The organism is Sphingomonas lutea (assembly GCF_014396785.1).
In the GTDB taxonomy this organism is placed as follows: domain Bacteria; phylum Pseudomonadota; class Alphaproteobacteria; order Sphingomonadales; family Sphingomonadaceae; genus Sphingomicrobium; species Sphingomicrobium luteum.
In genome coordinates, this window is the sequence record NZ_CP060718.1 from 458,410 (window position 1) to 478,734 (window position 20,325).

At 65.1% G+C, this 20,325-nt stretch carries 16 protein-coding genes and 1 pseudogene; 12 read left to right on the top strand and 5 right to left on the bottom strand.

Annotated features, from left to right (window positions below; translation table 11 throughout):
• The first annotated feature begins 206 nt into the window (after nt 1-206).
• From pstB to H9L13_RS02425, 8 genes are all read left to right on the top strand, one after another.
• On the top strand, nt 207-953 hold the full coding sequence (pstB, locus tag H9L13_RS02390) for a phosphate ABC transporter ATP-binding protein PstB (RefSeq protein ID WP_223176495.1): 747 nt from the start codon (nt 207-209) through the stop codon (nt 951-953).
• 13 nt (nt 954-966) lie between these two features.
• Nucleotides 967-1,662 (top strand): phosphate signaling complex protein PhoU, encoded by a 696-nt coding sequence (gene phoU, locus H9L13_RS02395; RefSeq protein WP_187538703.1) that lies wholly within the window; start codon nt 967-969, stop codon nt 1,660-1,662.
• Between the two features lie 3 nt (nt 1,663-1,665).
• On the top strand, nt 1,666-2,358 hold the full coding sequence (gene phoB, locus H9L13_RS02400; RefSeq protein ID WP_187538705.1) for a phosphate regulon transcriptional regulator PhoB: 693 nt from the start codon (nt 1,666-1,668) through the stop codon (nt 2,356-2,358).
• Nucleotides 2,359-2,443: 85 nt separating this feature from the next.
• Entirely contained in the window at nt 2,444-3,091 is a 648-nt protein-coding gene (locus H9L13_RS02405; RefSeq protein WP_235091095.1) for a DUF47 domain-containing protein, read from the top strand.
• A 12-nt stretch (nt 3,092-3,103) separates the two neighbouring features.
• Nucleotides 3,104-4,117, top strand: coding sequence for an inorganic phosphate transporter (locus H9L13_RS02410; RefSeq protein ID WP_187538707.1), 1,014 nt, complete (start codon nt 3,104-3,106; stop codon nt 4,115-4,117).
• A 124-nt stretch (nt 4,118-4,241) separates the two neighbouring features.
• Nucleotides 4,242-5,276, top strand: coding sequence for a substrate-binding domain-containing protein (locus H9L13_RS02415; RefSeq protein WP_187538709.1), 1,035 nt, complete (start codon nt 4,242-4,244; stop codon nt 5,274-5,276).
• Between the two features lie 95 nt (nt 5,277-5,371).
• On the top strand, nt 5,372-6,979 hold the full coding sequence (locus tag H9L13_RS02420; protein WP_187538711.1) for an OprO/OprP family phosphate-selective porin: 1,608 nt from the start codon (nt 5,372-5,374) through the stop codon (nt 6,977-6,979).
• A 69-nt stretch (nt 6,980-7,048) separates the two neighbouring features.
• Nucleotides 7,049-8,119: a sensor histidine kinase gene (locus H9L13_RS02425; RefSeq protein ID WP_187538713.1), complete on the top strand. Its 1,071-nt coding sequence runs from the start codon at nt 7,049-7,051 to the stop codon at nt 8,117-8,119.
• Here H9L13_RS02425 and H9L13_RS02430 read toward each other — a convergent pair.
• The 3 genes from H9L13_RS02430 to H9L13_RS02440 form a co-directional block, all read right to left on the bottom strand.
• Nucleotides 8,116-8,478, bottom strand: coding sequence for a response regulator (locus H9L13_RS02430; protein ID WP_187538715.1), 363 nt, complete (start codon nt 8,476-8,478; stop codon nt 8,116-8,118). The genes H9L13_RS02425 and H9L13_RS02430 overlap by 4 nt on opposite strands.
• Nucleotides 8,479-8,539: 61 nt before the next feature.
• The gene (locus H9L13_RS02435; protein WP_187538717.1) at nt 8,540-8,911 is read right to left on the bottom strand and encodes a VOC family protein; all 372 of its coding nucleotides are present in this window, start codon (nt 8,909-8,911) and stop codon (nt 8,540-8,542) included.
• Nucleotides 8,912-8,916: 5 nt separating this feature from the next.
• Entirely contained in the window at nt 8,917-10,593 is a 1,677-nt protein-coding gene (locus tag H9L13_RS02440) for a dipeptidyl-peptidase 3 family protein (protein ID WP_187538719.1), read from the bottom strand.
• 82 nt (nt 10,594-10,675) lie between these two features.
• Between H9L13_RS02440 and H9L13_RS02445 the strand changes: the two genes are divergently transcribed.
• Complete coding sequence (locus tag H9L13_RS02445) at nt 10,676-12,469, top strand: M14 family metallopeptidase (protein WP_187538721.1); 1,794 nt, start codon at nt 10,676-10,678, stop codon at nt 12,467-12,469.
• Here H9L13_RS02445 and H9L13_RS02450 read toward each other — a convergent pair.
• Complete coding sequence (locus tag H9L13_RS02450; protein ID WP_187538723.1) at nt 12,466-13,272, bottom strand: LytR/AlgR family response regulator transcription factor; 807 nt, start codon at nt 13,270-13,272, stop codon at nt 12,466-12,468. The two genes, H9L13_RS02445 and H9L13_RS02450, sit on opposite strands and share 4 nt — an antisense overlap.
• The gene (locus H9L13_RS02455) at nt 13,269-14,342 is read right to left on the bottom strand and encodes a sensor histidine kinase (protein ID WP_187540069.1); all 1,074 of its coding nucleotides are present in this window, start codon (nt 14,340-14,342) and stop codon (nt 13,269-13,271) included. Before H9L13_RS02455 ends, H9L13_RS02450 begins: the two co-directional genes overlap by 4 nt.
• Nucleotides 14,343-14,511: 169 nt before the next feature.
• On the opposite strand from H9L13_RS02455, the gene H9L13_RS02460 reads away from it, so the two are divergent.
• The 3 genes and pseudogenes from H9L13_RS02460 (at nt 14,512) to H9L13_RS12675 (ending at nt 20,305) form a co-directional block, all read left to right on the top strand.
• Nucleotides 14,512-15,882, top strand: coding sequence for an alpha/beta hydrolase (locus H9L13_RS02460; protein WP_187538725.1), 1,371 nt, complete (start codon nt 14,512-14,514; stop codon nt 15,880-15,882).
• An 84-nt stretch (nt 15,883-15,966) separates the two neighbouring features.
• A complete protein-coding gene (locus tag H9L13_RS02465; protein ID WP_187538727.1) occupies nt 15,967-17,901 on the top strand; it encodes a M1 family metallopeptidase in 1,935 nt (644 codons plus the stop codon).
• 845 nt (nt 17,902-18,746) lie between these two features.
• Nucleotides 18,747-20,305: pseudogene (locus H9L13_RS12675) on the top strand (putative bifunctional diguanylate cyclase/phosphodiesterase).
• Nucleotides 20,306-20,325 lie beyond the last annotated feature (20 nt).

Sequence of the window (20,325 nt, forward strand, 5' to 3'; positions counted from 1 at the left end):
AGACTCCACTCACGCCTGTTACGCCGGTGCCTGCACCCTCCGCAGCCATCGCGGCAGAGGCCAAGCGCAAGGGGCCGTCGACGACGGAGCCGCCGATCGGCGACATCCGCGAGGAGACCGAGGCGTTCGAACCGAAGGCCGACGTTGCCGAGGTCACGAAGCAGGACAAGACCGAGGAGCGGGCGGCGCCAGGCCGCAAGCCGAAGATGCTGACCCGGGACGTCAGCGTCTTCTACGGCGAAAAGCAGGCGCTTAAGGACGTCTCGATCGAGATTTACGACGACCTCGTCACCGCCTTCATCGGCCCCTCGGGTTGCGGCAAGTCGACCTTCCTGCGCTGCCTCAACCGCATGAACGACACCATTCCTTCCGCGCGGGTGACGGGCACGATCGAGCTTGACGGGGAGGACGTGAACGCATCGGCGATGGACGTCGTCCAGCTGCGGGCCCGCGTCGGCATGGTGTTCCAGAAGCCCAATCCCTTCCCCAAGTCGATCTTCGAGAACGTGGCGTACGGGCCGCGCATCCACGGGCTCGCGAGCGGCAAGCCGGAGCTTGAGCAGATCGTCGAAAAGTCGCTCAAGCGCGCGGGCCTGTGGGAAGAGGTCAAGGACCGCCTGCAGGAAAGCGGCACCGCCTTGTCGGGCGGTCAGCAGCAGCGACTGTGCATTGCGCGCGCGATTGCCGTCGATCCGGAGGTGATCCTGATGGACGAGCCGTGCTCGGCGCTCGATCCCATCGCCACCGCGAAGATCGAGGAGCTGATCCATGAACTTCGCGGCCGCTACGCCATCGCCATCGTCACCCACAACATGCAGCAGGCGGCGCGTGTGTCGCAGCGCACTGCCTTCTTCCACCTCGGCGAGCTGGTCGAATACGGCAAAACGTCGGAGATATTCACCAATCCGAAGCGCCAGCGAACCACCGACTATATCACCGGCCGCTACGGCTGATCCGGAGCAACCCATGCAGCAGAACACCAGCGGACACACTCTCAAGGCCTTCGACCAGGACATTGATCGGCTGCGCGCGTTGATCAGCCAGATGGGCGGCCTTGCCGAGCATGCCATCGGCGAAGCGATGCGCTGCCTGATCCAGCGCGATGTCGAAGGCGCCGAGCGCGTCATCCGCGACGACAAGAAGCTCGACGCGCTGGAAATGGAGACCGAGCGCCGCGCGGTACAGCTGATTGCGCTCCGCGCGCCGATGGCCGGCGACCTGCGCGATGTCGTTGCGGCACTCAAGATCTCGGGCGTGGTTGAACGCATCGGCGATTATGCCAAGAACATCGCCAAGCGCGTCCACCTGCTGGAGAACGTCGGCAAGATCGAGCCGATCTCCCTCCTCCCCGAAATGGCGCGCATCGCCACGAGCATGCTTCACGACGTTCTCGACGCCTTCGTCGAGCGCGATGCCGAAGCAGCAGTCCGCGTCTGCGAACGCGACCAGGCGGTCGACGATTTCTACGATTCCATCTTCCGCACCTTGCTGACGCACATGATGGAAAATCCGCACACCATCGGCCATTCGACGCAGTTGCTGTTCGTCGCCAAGAACCTCGAGCGCGCGGGCGATCACGCCACGAACATCGCGGAGATGGTCTATTACGCGGCGACTGGCCAGCACATGGCCGACCGGCCGGGCAAATCGCCGAAGGAATAGGCCATGGCCAACGCGCGCCTGCTGTTGGTCGAGGACGACCGTGCGCTCGCCGACCTCGTCACCTTTCATTTCGAACGCGCCGGTTACGACGTGACGCGCACCGGCGATGGCGAAGAAGCCCTGATCCTGGCCGACGAAGTGCGGCCGGATGTCGTCTTGCTCGATTGGATGATCGAAGGGATCAGCGGGATTGAAGTGTGCCGGCGCCTGCGCCGTAGAACGACCACGGCCAACGTGCCCATCATGATGCTGACCGCGCGCGGCGAAGAAAGCGATCGGATCCGCGGGTTCGAAACCGGCGCCGACGATTACGTGACCAAGCCATTCAGCCCGCGCGAGCTGGTGGCCCGTGTCGGCGCCGTGCTGCGCCGTGTCCGCCCCGCACTTGCCGGCGAGCAATTGGGCTATGCCGATGTTGAAATGGACGTTGCCTCGCATCGCGTCCGGCGCGGTGGCGACCAAGTACCCCTCGGTCCGACCGAATTCCGCCTGCTCAAGCACTTTCTCGAGCATCCCGGCCGGGTCTTCTCACGCGAACGCCTGCTCGACGCCGTCTGGTCGCACGATCCGGACATCGACGCGCGTACGGTCGACGTGCACGTCCGCCGGCTACGTCAGGCGCTGAATGCCGGGAATCGGGTCGATCTGATCCGCACTGTCCGCTCGGCCGGCTATTCGCTCGATGCCGACGGCTGAGCGCGCTTCATTGTAACAAAAGTGTCATCTATCCGCGGCGACTGTGAGCCGCTATTGCGGCGTTGGTTATCGACCGACGAGGGGCATGATGTTCGCCTGGTTTCAGCGGCTGTTGCCCCAAAAGGGCGACTTTTTCGGCATGTTCGAGGCCCATGCGGCGACCCTCGTCAGCGCCGCTGAAGCGTTGCACCAGCTGGCCGAAGACGGCACGTCCCCGCAAAAACTGCTCGGGCAGATCCGCCAGCATGAGCATCGCGCGGACGAGATCATCCGGGACGTTCTGACCGCCGTCCGCAAAACCTTCCTGACCCCATTCGACCGCGGCGCAATCACCGGCCTGATCGTGGCGATGGACGATGCCATCGACGAGATGCTGGCCGCGGCCCGGTCGATCGACCTGTACGAGCTTCGGCAGCTGAGACCCGAGATGAAGCAGGTTGTCAGTCTGATCCTGGAATGCGCGGTTCTGACGTCGCAGGCCTTGGGGCTATTGCGCGACGTCAGCGGGAACGGCGCCAAACTGCACGAAATCACCGGGCGAATGGTTGCGCTTGAAGGCGAAGCCGACGAAATTCATGCCGCTGGCCTCAAGCGCGCTTTCCAGGAAGTCGGGACGATCGGCCCGCTGAATTTCGCGGTCACGCGCGAAGTTTTCCGTAACCTGGAACATGTGGCGGACGCCTTCGAGGATGTCGCGAATCAAATCGATGGCATCGTGATCGATCACGCCTAGGCCGCCACGGGGATGCACGAGCTCGCCCTACCGCTGCTGATTGGACTGATTGCGCTCGCGCTGGCGTTCGATTTCCTGAACGGCCTGCACGACGCGGCCAATTCGATCGCGACGGTCGTCGCCACCCGGCTGCTTAGTCCGGGCAAGGCCGTGGCCTTCGCCGCATTCTTCAACTTTGCCGCTTATTTCCTGTCCCTCGCGATCCCGCAGCTGCACCGGGTCGCCGACACGATCGGCAAGGGGCTGATCGACAAGGACCTGGTCACGCCCGCGGTCGTATTCGGCGCGCTCATCGGCGCGATGTTCTGGAACGTCGTCACTTGGTTGAAGGGGATTCCGTCATCGTCCAGTCACGCCTTGGTCGGCGGGATTGTCGGGGCCGGCGTGGCGCATGCGGGAATGACCGGGATCCAGTGGACCGGGCTGAACAAGACATTGGTTGCGATCGTCCTGTCGCCAACGCTGGGCATGATGCTGTCGATGATGATCATGTTGCTGACCAGCTGGCTTGGCGTCCGCGCCACAGCAAGCGGTGCGGAGCGGACCTTTCGCGCGCTTCACCTGGTTTCTTCGGCCACCTACTCGATCGGGCACGGCCTCAACGACGCGCAGAAGACGATGGGGATCATCGCCGTCCTGCTTTATTCGACCGGTTACCTGCAGGGCGAATTCCACGTGCCCCACTGGGTGGCGATCAGCTGCTACATCGCCATCGGTCTCGGCACGCTTTGCGGCGGCTGGCGGATCATCGAAACGATGGGCACGCGCATCACCAAGCTTTCACAGCACCAGGGGTTCAGCGCGTCGACCGGCGGCACGGTGATGCTGATCACCGCCTCTTGGTACGGCATTCCGGTGTCGACCACGCACACCATCACGGGCTGCATCATCGGCGCCGGCGCGGCGCGCCGTGCATCGGCAGTGCGCTGGCAGGTGGCCAAGAACGTCATGACCGCCTGGGTCATCACCATTCCCGCCTCGGCCAGCGTCGCGGCCCTGTTCTATTATATGACCACGTTCTTCTAGGCCGCGCGACGGTTCGGCGCCGTCACGAAACTGCAACACGAGCGTCAACGCCTTGTCGCCGCTGCCGCTTAGCACCCGAATCAACGGACGCGGATCGTCGTCCGTCCATCGGGGTAAGAGAAACATGAACCTGAAGTCGTTTGGCCTGGCCGCCACCGCAGTGACGGCGCTCACCATTTCCGCAGGCGCCGATGCGCGTTCGTTGCGCGCGGTCGGATCTTCGACCGTCTATCCGTTCGCCAAGATGGTGTCGGAACGCGTCGCCCGCGCCAATCCGCGCCTCGGCACGCCGATCGTCGAATCGACCGGCACCGGCGCCGGCTTCAAATTGTTCTGCGCTGGAGTCGGGGAGCGCTTCCCGGACATCTCCAATGCGTCACGCCGGATCAAGGCGTCGGAAGCCAAGCAATGCGCCGCCAACGGCGTCACTCAGGTGACCGAAATCCAGGTCGGCCTCGATGGCCTTGCCGCCGCCACCGCGCGGTCCAGCGCACTGTCGAACCTGACCCAGCGCGACATCTATCTGGCGATCGCCAAGACGCCGTTCGGCAAGCCCAATCGCGCGAAGACGTGGAAGGACGTCAACGGCAAGCTGCCGGCGGTTCCGATCCGCGTCTATGGCCCGCCGCCGACCAGCGGCACGCGCGATTCGCTCGTCGAACTGTTCATGACGCCGGCGTGCGAAGCCAATCCGGGCATGGCCGCGATGAAGAAGACCAACGAAGCCAAGTTCAAGGCGATCTGCGGCGGCGTGCGTGAAGACGGCGCCTTCATCCAGGCCGGCGAAAACGACAATCTGATCGTCCAGAAGATTGCCGCGACGCCCAACACCGTCGGTATCTTCGGCTACAGCTTCCTTGAAGAGAATGGCAACAAGGTGAAGGGCATCGCGATCAACGGTGTCCAGCCCAGCTATGCGTCGATCAGCAGCTTCAAATATCCAGGCGCGCGTCCGCTCTACATCTACGTCAAGAATGCGCACGCCCGGGCGATCCCGGCGATCCGGGCCTTCGTTGCGGAATTCACCAAGGAAAGCGCGATGGGCCCCAAGGGCTATCTCGCTGGACATGGGCTTATCGCATCACCCAACATCATCCGCGCGCGCAGCCAGCTGGCGGCGCGCAATCTGGTGCCGCTCAACATGGCGAGCGTCAAATAGTCGAAAAAGCATTGAACATGGCAGCTCCCGCCTGGACACGGGCGGGGCTTGGCCTCACCAGAACTGGCGAGGCGGGGGAAGAAGGATCATCTGACATGAAGTTGAAGTTCGCTGCCGTGCTCCTGGCGGGAAGCGCCCTGGCCGTTTCGGCACCCGCGCTCGCGCAAGGGCAGCTGCCCGAGGCGCAACAGGAGCCGACCCAGCCCGACGCGTCGGACGCGACCGCCGATGCGGCGATTGCCGCCGCCGCGCCGGTCGACGATGCGCAGGCCAAGATCGAGCTGATGCAGGCGCAGATCGAGGCGCTGCAGGAATCGATTGAAGCCCTCAAGTCCCAGGTCACCAAGGCGACCCCGTCGTGGAAGGGGATGCCGCAGTGGGAAGACAAGGATGACGGCTGGTCGTTCAAGCCGCGCGGCCGCATCCAGTGGGACGCGGGCTACGTCAGCAACCCGGACGATGAGCCCAACGGCGGCCTCCTCACCCGCAACCTCGGCTGGAACGAGCGCGCGCGCCGCATCCGCCTCGGCGCCGAAGGCACCATCCCCGGCGGCTTCGGCTACAAGTTCGAAATGGATTTCGCTAATGCCGCGGTTGGCTTCGGCGACGTGCTGCTGACCTACGCGCCTTCAGGCAAGCCGTTCAACGTGTCGATCGGCAACCATGAAACGCTCAACGGGCTCGAGCAGATGACCAGCTCGCGCTTCACCTCGTTCATCGAACGCGCGGCGTTCGACGATGCGTTCATCAACACGCGCCGCATCGGCATCTCGGCCGGCTTCGTGAACGCGGCCGGCAACATGCGCATCAACGGCGGCCTGTTCGCCGCGCATTCGATCGACTCCAGTCTCGACAATGACGGTTGGATCGGCGCCGCGCGCGCGGTCTATTCGCCGCTGATGGGGGCCAACCAGCTCCACCTCGGCGCCAATCTCCAGCATCGCCGCTTCTCGCAGAACAACGGTGCGACGGCGAGCAGCTCGTCGGGCGCGCCGTCGAGCAACCGCCTCGCGCGGTATCGCGCCCGGCCGTTCTCGCAGCTCACTGACGTGCGCTTCGTGGACACCGGCAATTATGCCGCCAAGAGCGACACCATCTTCGGGCTCGAAGCCGCGGGCATCTTCAAGTCGCTGCACGTTGCGGCGGAAGGCCAATATCTCAAGTCCAACGCTTATGGCGCGGGCGACACGTTCGACATCGCCGACGATCCGCTCGACCTGTTCCCGACCGGCGCCACCGCGCTCGTCCCGGGCGGCAACCCCAGCTTCTGGGGCGGCTACATCGAAGCGGGCTATTTCTTCACCGGTGAAACGCGCGGCTACAAGAACGGCCTGTGGGACCGCACCAAGGTCTTGAAGCCGTTCAGCAAGGGCGGCTGGGGCGCGCTTCAGGGCAACGTCCGTCTCGATCACCTCGATCTCGACGATTCCGACTTGAAGGCCGGCTTCAACAATAATTTCGAAAACGGCACGTCAGCGGCTTCGGCCGGGCTCACGCGCGGCGGCAAGCAGACCGGCCTCCTCGCCAACCTGATCTGGATCCCGGAAGATTATGTCCGCTTCCTGTTCCAATATTCGCATGCCTGGATCAGGGGCGGCCCGCTGGTCGATGAAGTCGAAGGCGTGGGCAGCGGAACCGCCGGCCTCGACGAGGAAAAGTACGGCGTCGATGTCTTCATGACCCGCGCCCAGATCGACTTCTAGCGCGTGACACCCGGGCAAGCCTTTCGCGCCCTCACTCCCCTTTGGTCCGAAAGGCGGCCCCCTCGTCGAATGGACAAGGGGGCCACGCCCGTTGCGGCGGTGGCGAGCGTCGCTCCATCGGCTACACAGGACAGCATGAGCGAAGGCATTGGCGAACGCGCGGTGGTGGATGCGCTGGATGAACCGGCGATCATCGTCGACCGCGGGGTCGTGCGCGTCGCCAATGTTCGTGCGCGTGAGCTGCTCGGGGCACGCATCGAGGGCCGCGACCTGCGCCTCGCGATTCGCCATCCACAGGCGCTCGAACGAATCCTGTCGGGCAAGGGCGGCGACCTCGATGTCACGGGGCTGGTCGAACCTGGGCGCTCGTGGCGCCTCATCGTCCGCACCTTGTCGGCGGGATTCACCCTGGTGCGACTGATGGACCGGTCGGATTCGGTGTCGGCCGAGAAAATGCGCGTCGATTTCGTCGCCAATGCCAGCCACGAATTGCGCACGCCGCTGTCGACCATCATCGGCTATGCCGAAACGCTTGCCGACGATCCCGATCTGCCGGCGGACATGCTTGCGCGCCTCGGCGCCACCGTCCGCGGCGAAGCGCGCCGCATGCAGCGGATCATCGAAGACCTCATGAGCCTGTCGCGCATCGAAGCCGACCGCTTCGTCGCGCCGGATGAGCTCGTTCCGATCGCCGAGGTCGTACGCCTTGCCGTGGCGAATGCCGAACATCTGCGCGGGGCGGCGACGTGCGACTTCCTGGTGGACATTGCCGAGGACCTGCCGCCGGTTCGCGGCGACACCGCGCAGCTGCAGCAGGTGCTCGACAATTTGCTCAGCAACGCGGTGCGCTACGGCTGCGATGGCGCCCATGCCACGATCGCGGTCGCCGTGACGTACACGCGCTCATGGGTGACGTTGAGCGTCAAGGACCACGGCCCCGGCATCGCCCGCGACCATCTTCCGCGCGTGACCGAGCGCTTCTACCGCGTCGACGAAGCCCGCAGCCGGGAAACCGGAGGCACCGGCCTCGGCCTGGCGATCGTCAAGCATATCGTCGAACGGCATCGCGGCATGCTGGAGATCAAAAGCACGCTCGGCATCGGCACGACGGTCACCATTCGCCTGCCCGCTGCGCCTTAGTCCTCGAACAGCTTGGCGAGCGCCGCCTCGACATCCGCGATCGCATACGGCTTGGGCAATCGCGGCCGGTCCGCCCACTTGGGCGGCACTGCGAGCCCGCTATATCCGCTGGTCAGGACGAACGGGATTCCGCGCGCCTCCAGCAGCTCGCACATCGGGAAGACACGTTCGCCGCGGATGTTGATGTCCATGATCGCGGCATCGATCTTCGCCGTCTCGATCAGCTCGCGCGCGGTGGCGATATTGGGCGCCGGCCCGACGACCACGCAGCCCAACTCGCCAAGCAGCTCCGCCGTGAACGGTGCAACGACCGGCGAATCTTCGACAATCAGGATGTTGCGGCCATCGAGCGTGCTCATGCGCGCACCTTAGCGAACGCCGAAGGTTGTCGCACTTGCAGAAAGTTAAGGGTGCGCGGGACTATTCGGGCGCGGGTCCCAATTGCTGCCACAACTCGACCTTCACACCGTCGCAGTCGAGGATCCAGGCAAAGCGCCCATAATCCTCGTCCTGCCGGCCGAGGATCGCAACGCCCTTGCCCTCCAGGTCGGCGATCATGGCGTCGAGATCGTCGACGCGCAGGTTGATCATGAACGGCAGCTCGCTCGGCACGAAATAGTCGCTTGTCGCCTTGAACGGCGACAGCAGCGCATAGCCGTCGGCATCGCCTTTGAACGGGAACATCGCACCCCATTCGCCGCCGATGCCGAGCGTCTCCTGGTACCAGGCGCGCGTCCGCTCCGGGTCGGCCGCTTTGTAGAAAATACCGCCAAGCCCCGTGACCCGCGCCATCGCGCTCAGACCTTTGCCGGATAGATGGGGCGAATGTCGGTCGGGATGTGCGTCATGGTGCCGATCACCTGCCGCGCCTCGGCGTCGAGCGCGCCCCATTTGTCGAGGAACGCCTTGGTCCCGGCATAATCGCCATTGCCCTGCAGCCGGACGATATCGCCGACGAGGTCGCGGATCGCGCCGTCGATCTTGGCTTCGTCGATTCGGAAGCGCTTGGCGCCGGCGTCCCACGTGATCGCGCCCTTGTCGCGCAGATAGCGGTACTGCATCGCCGCGCCCTTGCCGTGCGCCTCGTTGATGCCGAAGCGCATCGCGCGGAACAGGCCGGCGACATAAGTGGTGCGGATCTGGGATCGCTCGGCGTTGGGGATCACGCCTTTGTCCATCATGTGCATGACGTTGTAGGCGCCCATGACGTCGGCCTTGGCTTCCTCGAAGCCGCTGGCGATGTCCTGCAATTCCTTGTCGACAGTGGTCTTGCGCCCGTTGACGACGATGCTGCCCGGCCCAAGGCTGTGCGACAATTCGTGGAACAGCGTCTCCATGAACATGTAGCGCGCCGTGACATTCTTGGCCTGGTCGGGCACCAGGATCAGATCGCCCATCGGCTTCAGGATGCGCTCGTACTTGGCGTTGAGGACGTTGCGCAGGATGACCTTCTTGGCGCCCTTGGCCTCGCGCACCCGCTCATCGTTGGGCAGGTTGAAGGCGACCGTCTGCACGCCCGGCACATTGTCGCCGCCGCCGCGCACCTGGTCGGCGACCACGATCGGCGATTCGAAGCCGCGCTGGAAATTCTTGTACTTCTCCTCGACCGGCAGATTGGCTTCCATGCCGCGCAGCTCGCCCTTGTAGATATCGAGCGCCTGGCTTTCCTTCGGGTCCTTGAGCGTGACGAACGTCTCGAACGCCGTCTTCCGGCCGTAAAGGCCGTCGGTGTAAACCTCGTACGGCCCGATTGCGACTTCGATCGGGGTGTCCTTGAGGTCCATCCACGCCAGCTCACTGTCGAAATAATCGTCGGTGCGGAAGGCCTTGGCGCGCAGGATCAGGAAGGTCTTGAGGCTCTGGTTGCTGGTTCTTGCCGCGGCCTGTTCGAGCAGCTTGGCGGCGGGCTCGAGCCATTGCTTATACTCCTGGCTGTACGGCACCGCGACCAGCTTGTCCCCCTGGCGCTTGACCACCGTATAGGGGCTGGTCAGCGCTTCGCGCTCGCCGGGATTGGCGGCAAGATAGGTATCGAACTGGGCCTTGGTCAGGTCGGTCGGATAGAAGCCGGCGCCGGGCGGCATCGGCTGGTTGCCGAAGAAGGGCTTGTCCTCGTCCAGGCTGTCCCACGGGCCGAAGAAGGTGTCGAACCGGTCGAGCAACGCGGGATCGTTCGTGGCCACCACCTGGGCGCGCAACGCGTCGTAATTGGGCGTGTGCTGGCGCTTGTAGATTTCGCTCATCAGGTCGGCCGCCTGGATGAGCAGATTGACCACCTCGCGCTCCTCGGCGGTGAGGAAGCTGGTGTCGGGATTCATCTCGATCCGAGCCAGCTTCTCCGTCGCTTCCGCCGCCGCGGGCGTGCCGGACGTGGCGGCATTGCCGGCGGCGTTGTTGGGGGCCGACATCTCGCACGCGGAGAGGGTCAGGATCGAAAGCGCGGACGCGGCCGCGAGCCAATGTGTCTTGGTCATGGGCCAGCCAAGTAGCAGTTCCGGCGCGAACGCAAAACGCCCCGCGATTGTCACGCCGGCCGGCGCTGCTAGGCTCCAGCGCATGCGCAGAGTCCTGACCGCCTTCGCCGCCGCCGTCTTCGCCACGCCGCTCGCGGCGCAAGCGCCGGTCGTCCCGGCTCCCTTGCCGCCCCTGATCCCGTGGTCGGGGGCAAGCGAACGGCTGATCGTCCCCGCGGCCGATCCGTGGGTCACCCACGCCGAACGCGCCGGCTTCGCGACAACGCCCGATTACGCCCAGACTCGCGCCTGGCTCGACCGGTTGGTCGCCGCCTCGCCGCTGCTTAAGCTCGAAGTGTTCGGCCGGACGCCCCAGGGGCGGGAGCTGTACGCGATCCGTGCGTCGAAGCCGGGGCCGGCGCGCAAGCCCCTGCTGGTCGCGCAGGCGGGCATTCACGCAGGCGAGATCGACGGCAAGGACGCTGGCATGATGCTGCTCCGCGATATCGCGCTCCGCGGCAAGGATCGGCTGCTCAACAATGCCGACCTCGTCTTCGTGCCCATCTTCAACGCCGATGGCCATGAACGATCGGCGGCAACCAACCGCCCCAACCAGCGCGGGCCCGACAATCAGGGTTGGCGAACCACGGCGCAGAACCTCAATCTCAATCGCGATTATCTGAAGGGCGACACGCCCGAAATGCGCGCGATGCGGGCATACCTCAACCGCCTCGACCCGACGTTGATCCTCGACCTCCATGTCTCGGACGGCGTCGATTACGAATATGATATCACTTTCACCTTCCCGGGCTGGATGGGCTCGCCCAGTCATTCGCCCGCGATCGGCGGTTGGCTCGATGCACATTACCGGCCGGCGATCACCGCAGCGTTGGCCAAGGCTGGGCATGTCCCCGGCCTGTACGTCGAGGCGATCGACCCCCGGAACCTTGCTAAGGGCGCGACACTCAGCCCCGACCAGCCGCGTTATTCCACCGGTTATGGGGAGCTTGCGCGCCAGCCGACGGTGCTGGTCGAAACCCATTCGCTCAAGCCTTACCGCCAGCGCGTTCTCGGCACCTACATCCTGGTCGAAGAATCGCTCCGGCTGCTCGGCGCGAAGGGCGCGGGGCTCGGCCAGGCGATTGCCCAGGATCGTGCTTCGCGCCCGTCCACCAGTGTCCTCACCTGGAAGCCGCTCGACAAACCCTTGTTCACGATCCGCAACTTCCGCGGTGTCGCGCAAGACACCTACCGCTCGGCCGCCTCGGGCCGCGACGAGGTGCGGTGGCTCGGGCGCCGGGCAAGCTTCGACTTGCCGGTGTACATTGCGCAACCCGATTTCGTCGCGACCCTGCCCGCCGCCTGGTGGGTGCCGGCGACCAAGCCCGAAGTCATCGACCTGCTCAAGCTGCACGGCATTGCGTTCGAACAAATTGCCGCGCCGCGCACCGTGACGCTCGACATGGTGCGCTTGTCCGGGCCCAAGCTCGGCGCCGCCAATGAAGGACATGTCCCGCTATCCGCCGCCGCCTACGTCCATGCACCGCGTACAGAAACCTATCCCGCAGGATCGGTGCGCGTGCCCTCGGACCAGCCGCTCGGCCTCCTCGCCGCAGCCATGCTCGAGCCCGAGAGCCCCGACTCCCTGCTGGCGTGGAATTTCTATCCCGAAATCCTCCAGCGCACCGAATATATGGAAGGCTATGTGATCGCGCCCTTGGCCGACGCGATGCTGGAAGCGAACCCGAACTTACGTGCGGAATTCGAGGCCAAGCTCGCCGCCGATCCCAAATTCGCCGCAGACGGCAACGCGCGGCTCGCCTGGTTCTACGAGCGCACGCCTTATTATGATGCGCGTTTCCTGCTCTACCCGGTGGGGCGCGAACTCAAGCCTTAGTGGACGAAGCGCGCGACGACGTCGCGATAGGACCGGCTGACTTTCACCTGCGCGCCTGAATCGAGCACCAGGAAGCATTCGCCGTTGGTGTGCGGCTTGACCTGGCGGACGAGGTCGAGGTTGACGATGGTCGAGCGGTGGACGCGCTGGAAGCGGCGCGGGTCGAGGCGCTTTTCCAGGTCCTTCATCGTCTCGCGCAGGATGAGCGTGTTGTCGCCGGTCTGGATGCACATGTAATCGCCCGCGGCGTCGATCCGCTCGATCGTGTCGACGTCGACGCGGAAGATCTGGCCCTGGTCCTTGATGTTGATCATCTTTTCGTAGCGGTTGGCGGCATGCTGCGCGTCGGGCGATGCGTCGGCCATTTCCTCCGCCGCTTCGGGCGCATGTTCGGCCAGCGCTTCCTTCAAGCGGCCGACTTCCTCGACCCCGCGCTTTTCGGCCAGCCGCTGGCGCACGCGGTCCATCGTCGCCGCAAGCCGGTCCTCGTCGACCGGCTTCATCAGATAATCGACCGCCTGCGCGTCGAACGCGCGCAGCGCATGGTCGCCATAAGCGGTGACGAATACGAACATCGGCGGTTCGACGTCCATCAGCCCCTGGATCACCGAAAAGCCGTCGAAGCCCGGCATCTGGATGTCGAGGAAGACGAGGTCGGGCTTGTTGGTCTTGATCTGGCGGATCGCCTCGCGGCCATTAGCGGCGGTCGCGATTACCTCGACATCTTCATGCGCCTGAAGCCGCAGCTGCAGGCCTTGCGTTGCCAAGGTTTCGTCGTCGACCAAAATGGTCCGGATGCTCATCGCGCTTGTTCTCCGGTTTCAAAGGGGATTTCGATGATAACGCTGAACCCCCCTTTATCGTTCTGCTTGCTGTCGAATCGGTGTGCCGCGCCATAGGCCTGCGACAGCCGGTCCCGAATGTTCGCCAGGCCGACGCCGGTCGACGGGCTGGCGGCAATTTCGCTTGCCTGTCCGGTGCCGTCGTCGGCCACTTCGATCCGCACTGCCTGCCCCTCGCGCTTGGCGGTGATCCAGATGTCGGCGCCCGTTTCGCTCGGCGTCACTGCATATTTGATCGCATTCTCGATCAGCGGCTGAAGCAATAGCGAGGGCAGCCGCGCGCCGATCGTCTCCGCCTCGATCCGGAAATGCGGGCGCAGCCGGTCCTCGAAACGCATTTTCTCGATCTCCAGGTAGAGCTTCAGCGTCTCCACTTCCTGCGCCAGCGTGACCTTGGCGGTCGGCTCGTTGGCAAGCGTGTAACGCAGGAAGGACGACAGCCGCGCCAGCATCGCATTTGCGCGCTCGGTCTGTTTCAGCAGCACCAGGGTCGAGATCGAATTGAGCGTGTTGAACAGGAAATGCGGGTTGAGCTGATAGCGCAGCATCGCCAGCTGCGCGCTCGACGCCTGCCCCTCGAGCTTCTCGCGCTGGTCGATCTGCTCTTCCAGCAGAAGGAAGTAATTGATCCCGTAATAGAGCGCGGCCCAGGCGGCGAGCAGCGAGAAATTGAGCAGGATCGCGCCCATATATTCGACGCCCGCGGGCTTCGAATCGGGCTTGATGAAAGTCGCATAGCTCCACGTCTCGATGATCGAAAAGGCGCTCGACGCAAGCAGCACGGCGGACAGCGACAGGATCAGTGTCAGCACCGGGCGCATGCGGATCAGGCGCCGGAACAGCGACGCCATCAGCAAGGTCAGCGAATAGCCGGTTGCGGTGAGGAGGAGCGTGTGGACGATCCACATCCACCCCATCGAATTGGCGAATCCCGACAGCGAGCGAAGGAAGAAATAGCCGCTCCACCCAATCGACTGGAGGATCCAGAAAGCGCGATTCTTGTCGTCGAAGAAGGGCTGGTCGAGCCCCATGCCGCGCGCGATGGGCGCCGCGGGCGAACGGATGTCGGGCTGAACGGCGCGCCTGTCGTCCGCCGATCGCCGGTCCAAGGTCACGCTGTCGGTCGCCATTGCCACCGATATAGGCGAGGCTTGCGGCAAGCCCAAGCCGCACTAGGCTGCAGGCAGGGGGATGCCGAAAATGATGATGTCCGTGCTTGTCTTGGCCGCCGCGCTCGCCGCTCCGTCCGCCTTGCCTGCGGCGCCGCACTTCGAAACCCGGCCGTGCCTAGCGCCTGCCGTGCCGCGCGCGGTCTGCGGAACAGTCGTCGTGCCGGAAGATCGCGCCCGCCCCGATGGCCGCCGCATCGCGCTCAACGTGATCGTGCTCAAGTCGGCCACGCCGGCGACCCTGCCGCCCTTGTTCGACATCGAAGGCGGCCCCGGCCTGCCGAGCACGCGCAGCCTTGGCTTCTACGCCGGCAATGGGGTCGCCAAGGGCCGCGACGTGGTGCTGGTCGACCAGCGTGGCACTGGCCGGTCGAATGGCTTGCTGTGCCCGAAGCTGCAGACAGGTCCCGACGTGCCGATGCTTCCGCTTGCCGCGGTCGCCGAATGCCGCAAATCGCTCTCGGCCAAGGCCGACCTGCGCTTCTACGGGACGCGCGATGCGGTGACCGACCTCGACGACGTTCGCCGCGCGCTTGGATACCGGCAGATCGACCTGTTCGGCCTGTCCTATGGGACGACGGTCGCGCTGCGCTTCATGCATCGCTACCCGGACACGGTGCGCGCCGCGGTGCTGATGGGCGTCGCACCGCCCGACCTCCTTCCGCCGCAGCACCATGCCACGGCTGCGGACCGAACGCTCAAGGCCGTGTTCGCCGATTGCGCGGCCGATGCGCGATGCCGCGCCGCCTTTCCCGATCTCCCCGCCGAACTCGCCCAGGCGCGGGCCAAGGCGCGCCGCCCAGGCGCCAAGCTGGCTGACGAATTGCTGATGGAGCGGCTGCGGGCGCTGACCTACCGGCCCGCGAGCCGCGTCACGCTGCCGCTGGCGATCAAGCGGGCCGCGGCGGGCAATGTCGCCGAACTGGTGGCGACTCCGTCGGAAAACCTCGCTAACCTCGTCGCCGACGGCATGTTCCTGGCGGTAACCTGCGGCGAAAGTTTTCCGCTGATGGATTACGGGGCGGCGGTCGCCGCGGCCCGCCGCACGCCCTTTGGCGACTACCGCTTGCGCCGCCAGAAGGCCGCATGTGCCGGCTGGCCGGTCGTTGCGCGCGATCCCGATCACCTCGCGCTGCCGACGCGGACCAGCGCCGCCATCCTGCTTGTCTCGGGGGAGCTCGACCCCGTGACCCCATCCGATCTGGCCGACAGGATCCTGCCCAGCCTGCGCCGCGCGCGCCATGTCGTCGTCCCCGACGGCGGCCATATCCCGGACGGGGTCAGCGGCGTCGAAACCTGCCTCGACCCGCTGATGATCGCTTTCCTCGACCATGCCGACCCAAGCCGCCTCGATGTCACCTGCATCGCCGCGATGAAGGGACCGCCTTACGCGATGCAGTAACTTGCCCAACCATCACCTGACCCTCTAGCGGGGGTGATTGTGACAGTTCGGCGTTGTCGTGCCGGACGTTGGGAAGGGTTGAACATGAAACTGGCGCGTAATCTTCTGGTCGTGGCGGCGCTCGGCCTCGCTGCGTGCAAGGTCGCCACGCAGGATTCGAACAGCGCCCAGCCGCAGGCCGCGGCGGCGATCGCGCCGATCCTGACCACCCCCGACGCCAAGGACGACGCCAGCTACGCTCGCCCGCTCGAAGCGCGGGTGCACCATGTGAAGCTCGACCTTGCCGTCGATTTCAACGCCAAGCGCGTCGGCGGCACCGCCACGCTCGACATCGACCGCAAACCCGACGCCAAGGAAATCATCCTCGACGACAAGGGGCTGGAAATCGCCAGCATCGCCGACGGCGCTGGCCAGCCGCTCGACTATAAGGTCGGCGCGGCGGACGAGAAGCTGGGCGCGCCGCTGGCGATCACCCTGCGGCCGGACACCAAGCGCTTGGTGATCAAGTACAAGAGCGCGCCCGACGCCGGCGCGCTGCAGTGGCTGACGCCCGAACAGACGGCCGGGAAGAAGCGGCCCTATCTGTTCAGCCAGGGTCAGGCGATCGAGAACCGCAGCTGGATTCCGACGCAGGATTCGCCCGGCATCCGCCAGACGTGGGAAGCGACGATCCGGGTCCCCGCCGGCCTGACCGCGGTGATGAGCGCGCCCAAGTCGGCCGAGCCGATTACGCAGGGCGGCGAAAGCATCTTCAGCTACAAGATGCCGCACAGCGTCGCGCCTTATATGATCGCGATTGCGGTCGGCGACCTTGCATTCAGGGAACTTGGCCCGCGCACCGGCGTGTGGACCGAACCCGTGATGCTCGACCGCGCCGCGGCCGAGCTCGCCGATACCGAGAAGATGGTCGAGGCTGCGGAGAAACTCTACGGCCCCTATCGCTGGGGCCGCTACGACGTGATCGTCCTGCCGCCCGCGTTTCCCTATGGGGGCATGGAAAATCCGACGCTGACCTTCCTCACGCCGACCTTTATCGCGGGCGACAAAAGCCTGGTCGGCTTGGTCGCGCACGAACTGGCGCACAGCTGGTCGGGCAATCTCGTCACCAACGCGACCTGGGCGGACAGCTGGCTCAACGAAGGCTTCACCTCCTATTTCGAAAACCGCATCATGGAGGCGCTCTACGGCACCAAGCGCGCGTCGCAGGAAGCGGCGCTCAGCTTCGACGACCTCAACGACGCGTTGACCGAAGAGGGCGCGACGGCTCCGATCACCCGGCTCAACCTGCCGAAAGAACAGGCCGTGGCCGATGGTGGATCGACCGGCATCGTCTACGACAAGGGCGCGGTCTTCTTGCGCACGATCGAACGGACCGTCGGACGCGAAAAATGGGACGCTTATCTGCGCTCCTATTTCGATCGCCACGCTTTCCAGCCCATGACTTCGGCCCTGTTCCTCGCCGACCTGCGCAAGAACCTGATCAAGGGCGACCAGGCGCTCGAGGCCCGGCTCCAGCTCGACCGCTGGGTCTATCAGCCTGGCCTGCCCGATAACGTCGCGCGTCCCGATCCGGCGGCCTTCGCGGCGATCGACCAGGCCGTCGCGCAATTTGCCGGCGGCGGGCCTGTGCCGACTGCCTTCGACCAGTGGACGACCGCGGAAAAGCTGCGTTTCCTCAATAAGCTTCCGCGCAAGATGGATAAAAGCCGGCTCGACGCACTCAACGGCACCCTGCGGCTTAACCAGGCCGCCAATCAGGAAGTGTTGTTCGCCTGGCTCAGCCTGGCGGTCGCAAACCGCTACGATCCGGCATTGCCCCCGCTCGAACAATTCCTGTCCGCGCAGGGGCGGGGCAAATTCGTCCGGCCGCTGATCCAGGCGCTGGCCAAGGACACGCAATGGGGCCGTCCGATCGCGGCGCGAATCTATGCGAAAACGCGGCCACTCTATCACTCGATCGTGACCCGCGATCTGGACGAATTGGGGCTCTTGGGCGCCGCGCCGCAACCCGCCGGATAACGGGCGACCTTAACCCGGCTTAAACGCTCTTGGGATATCCCGCGTGCTGAACCTGGGACGGCGGGCGGATGTACGAAGCACCTGATCGTTATAAGCGTTTGATATCAGCCCGGCTTCCGGGCGGAGAATCGGCGGGCCTCACGGCTCGCGGCGCCGATTCCGAAAGCTCGCCCCTGCGCGATGTCCAGCTCATATCGCGCGCCCAGCTCGCGCCCTTTTTCGCTGCCGCCAACATCTGCGCTGCCTTCATGATGGTGGCGAACCTGTGGGGGATTGTCGCGCCGGGGCTGCTGCTGCCATGGGCGCTGGGCATCAGCGCCATCAACTTCGGTGCAATGCGACTGGCGCGTCATCAATCGATTACCTGCGTCGGCCGTTCCGGCCGTCGCGTTCCGATGGTCCTCCTGGTCGGCGACGTGGCACTGCGCGCGGGGGTGTGGCTCTCGCTGCCGCTTCTGGTCTTCGCCTCGCTCGACGTCGGCACGCAGGTGATCGCCGCGTCGATCATGGCCGGCCTTGGCATTGGCGCACTTGGCCTGGTCGTCATTCCGCCCTGCGCCACTGCGTGGATGATCGCCTTCACAGGTGGCGTATGCGGCGCGCTTCTGCTTGGCCGCAGCACCATTCCGTTTCCCCACGTCCTGTCGATCCTGTTCACCATCGGCGTTGCCATTTTCGGTGTCCTGACGGTCGCGCGCTGGGCCTTCCACCAGCTCAAGACCAACGCCGACGTCAGCGGCCAGAGCGAGGGCGCCAGCCTTCTGCTCCAGGAATATGAGCAGCGCGGCGTGGGTTGGCTGTGGCAGGTCGATCCCGAAAACCGCGTTACCTACATCAGCTCGCGCATGAGCGCGCTGCTTGGGCGCCCGGGCGGCCAGCTGATCGGACACTCATTGCCCTCTTTGCTCGGCGGCCATGCCGAGCTTGGCCGAGTCCTGCTGGAGCGCAAGGCATTCAATGCTCTGGAAATGGAGCTCAGCACTGCCCACGGGACGCGCTGGATCTCGATCGCCGGCGATCCGATTGTCGATACCGCGGGCCGGTTCGAAGGCTTCCGCGGCGTCGGCTCCGACATCACCGAAATTCGCCAGACGCAGGAACGGCTGACGCATCTCGCCAATGTCGACGTGCTGTCCGGCCTGCCCAACCGCGGGCGCGTGCGGCAATTGCTTGGCGAGGCGCTGCGCGGCGCCACCACAGGCAGCGTTCCGTGCGCGATCATGTTCCTCGACCTCGACGGGTTCAAGCCGGTCAACGACACCTTCGGCCATCCCAAGGGCGATGCGGTGCTCCGCGCGGTGGCCAAGCGCCTGATCGACCAGGTCGGCCCGGACGGCCATGTCGGGCGCATGGGCGGTGACGAATTCGCCATCGTCATTCCCGATGCGCAGGCGCGCAAGCAGGTCGAACATCTCGCCGACCGCATCATCGCGTCAATCAAGGAACCCTATATGATCGACCAGACCGAGATCCGCATCGGCGTCTCGGTTGGTTGCGCCTTCGGCCCGATCGACGGCGCGACGGTCGACGACCTGATCCTCAAGGCGGACCTTGCGCTGTATCAGGCGAAGGACGCCGGCCGCGGCTGCGCGCGCTATTTCAGCAGCGAGCTCCAGTCGGAACAGGACGATCGTGTCCGCCTCGAAAGTGACCTTCGCGCGGCGATCGTCTCGAAGCAGTTCCACCTCGTCTTCCAGCCTTTGGTCAACGCCAAGTCGCAGCAGTTGGTCGGGTTCGAAGCGCTCATCCGCTGGAACCATCCGCAGCGCGGCTTCGTGCCCCCAACGTGTTCATCCCGGTGGCCGAGGAAGCTGGCCTGATGCCGGCGATCGGCGAATGGGTCATCGACGAAGCCTGCCGCGCCGCGGGGACCTGGCCCGAAACCGTCTCGGTGGCGCTCAACATCAGTCCCAAGCAGATCGTCCTGCCCAACCTGCCCAACGTCGTCAGCGAAGCCATCGCGCGCTACAAGCTCGCCGCCAACCGGCTCGAGCTCGAGGTTACCGAAGGCGTGTTCCTGGGCGAAAATGGTCCGACGCTCGACGTGCTCAAGCGCCTGCGCCAGCTTGGCGTCGGAATCGCGCTCGACGATTTCGGAACCGGCTATTCCTCGATCGGCTATTTGAACAAGGCGATCTTCCACAAGCTGAAGATCGACGGCAGCTTCGTGCGCGAAGCGGGCTCGCGGCCGGAAAATGTCGCGATCATCCAGTCGATCGTGCAACTCGCCAAGAGCTTCCGCATGACGATTACCGCCGAGGGCGTCGAAACCGCCGAGGATTTCGAGCGGATGCGCGACCTCGGCTGCGACATCATCCAGGGCTATTTGTTCGGCAAGCCCTTGAGCTACGAACGCGCCAACCAGATGGTCGTCGGCCTCGGCGCGCAGCGCAAGGCTGGCTAACCGCCGTCATTTGACAGCAG

Excerpts from the sequence above, each read along its gene's own strand:
- pstB (WP_223176495.1), top strand. The coding sequence starts at position 207 with ATGCTGACCCGGGACGTCAGCGTCTTCTACGGCGAAAAGCAGGCGCTT.
- phoU (WP_187538703.1), top strand. The coding sequence starts at position 967 with ATGCAGCAGAACACCAGCGGACACACTCTCAAGGCCTTCGACCAGGAC.
- phoB (WP_187538705.1), top strand. The coding sequence starts at position 1,666 with ATGGCCAACGCGCGCCTGCTGTTGGTCGAGGACGACCGTGCGCTCGCC.
- H9L13_RS02405 (WP_235091095.1), top strand. The coding sequence starts at position 2,444 with ATGATGTTCGCCTGGTTTCAGCGGCTGTTGCCCCAAAAGGGCGACTTT.
- H9L13_RS02410 (WP_187538707.1), top strand. The coding sequence starts at position 3,104 with ATGCACGAGCTCGCCCTACCGCTGCTGATTGGACTGATTGCGCTCGCG.
- H9L13_RS02415 (WP_187538709.1), top strand. The coding sequence starts at position 4,242 with ATGAACCTGAAGTCGTTTGGCCTGGCCGCCACCGCAGTGACGGCGCTC.
- H9L13_RS02420 (WP_187538711.1), top strand. The coding sequence starts at position 5,372 with ATGAAGTTGAAGTTCGCTGCCGTGCTCCTGGCGGGAAGCGCCCTGGCC.
- H9L13_RS02425 (WP_187538713.1), top strand. The coding sequence starts at position 7,049 with ATGGACAAGGGGGCCACGCCCGTTGCGGCGGTGGCGAGCGTCGCTCCA.
- H9L13_RS02430 (WP_187538715.1), bottom strand. The coding sequence starts at position 8,478 with ATGAGCACGCTCGATGGCCGCAACATCCTGATTGTCGAAGATTCGCCG.
- H9L13_RS02435 (WP_187538717.1), bottom strand. The coding sequence starts at position 8,911 with ATGGCGCGGGTCACGGGGCTTGGCGGTATTTTCTACAAAGCGGCCGAC.
- H9L13_RS02440 (WP_187538719.1), bottom strand. The coding sequence starts at position 10,593 with ATGACCAAGACACATTGGCTCGCGGCCGCGTCCGCGCTTTCGATCCTG.
- H9L13_RS02445 (WP_187538721.1), top strand. The coding sequence starts at position 10,676 with ATGCGCAGAGTCCTGACCGCCTTCGCCGCCGCCGTCTTCGCCACGCCG.
- H9L13_RS02450 (WP_187538723.1), bottom strand. The coding sequence starts at position 13,272 with ATGAGCATCCGGACCATTTTGGTCGACGACGAAACCTTGGCAACGCAA.
- H9L13_RS02455 (WP_187540069.1), bottom strand. The coding sequence starts at position 14,342 with ATGGGGCTCGACCAGCCCTTCTTCGACGACAAGAATCGCGCTTTCTGG.
- H9L13_RS02460 (WP_187538725.1), top strand. The coding sequence starts at position 14,512 with ATGATGATGTCCGTGCTTGTCTTGGCCGCCGCGCTCGCCGCTCCGTCC.
- H9L13_RS02465 (WP_187538727.1), top strand. The coding sequence starts at position 15,967 with ATGAAACTGGCGCGTAATCTTCTGGTCGTGGCGGCGCTCGGCCTCGCT.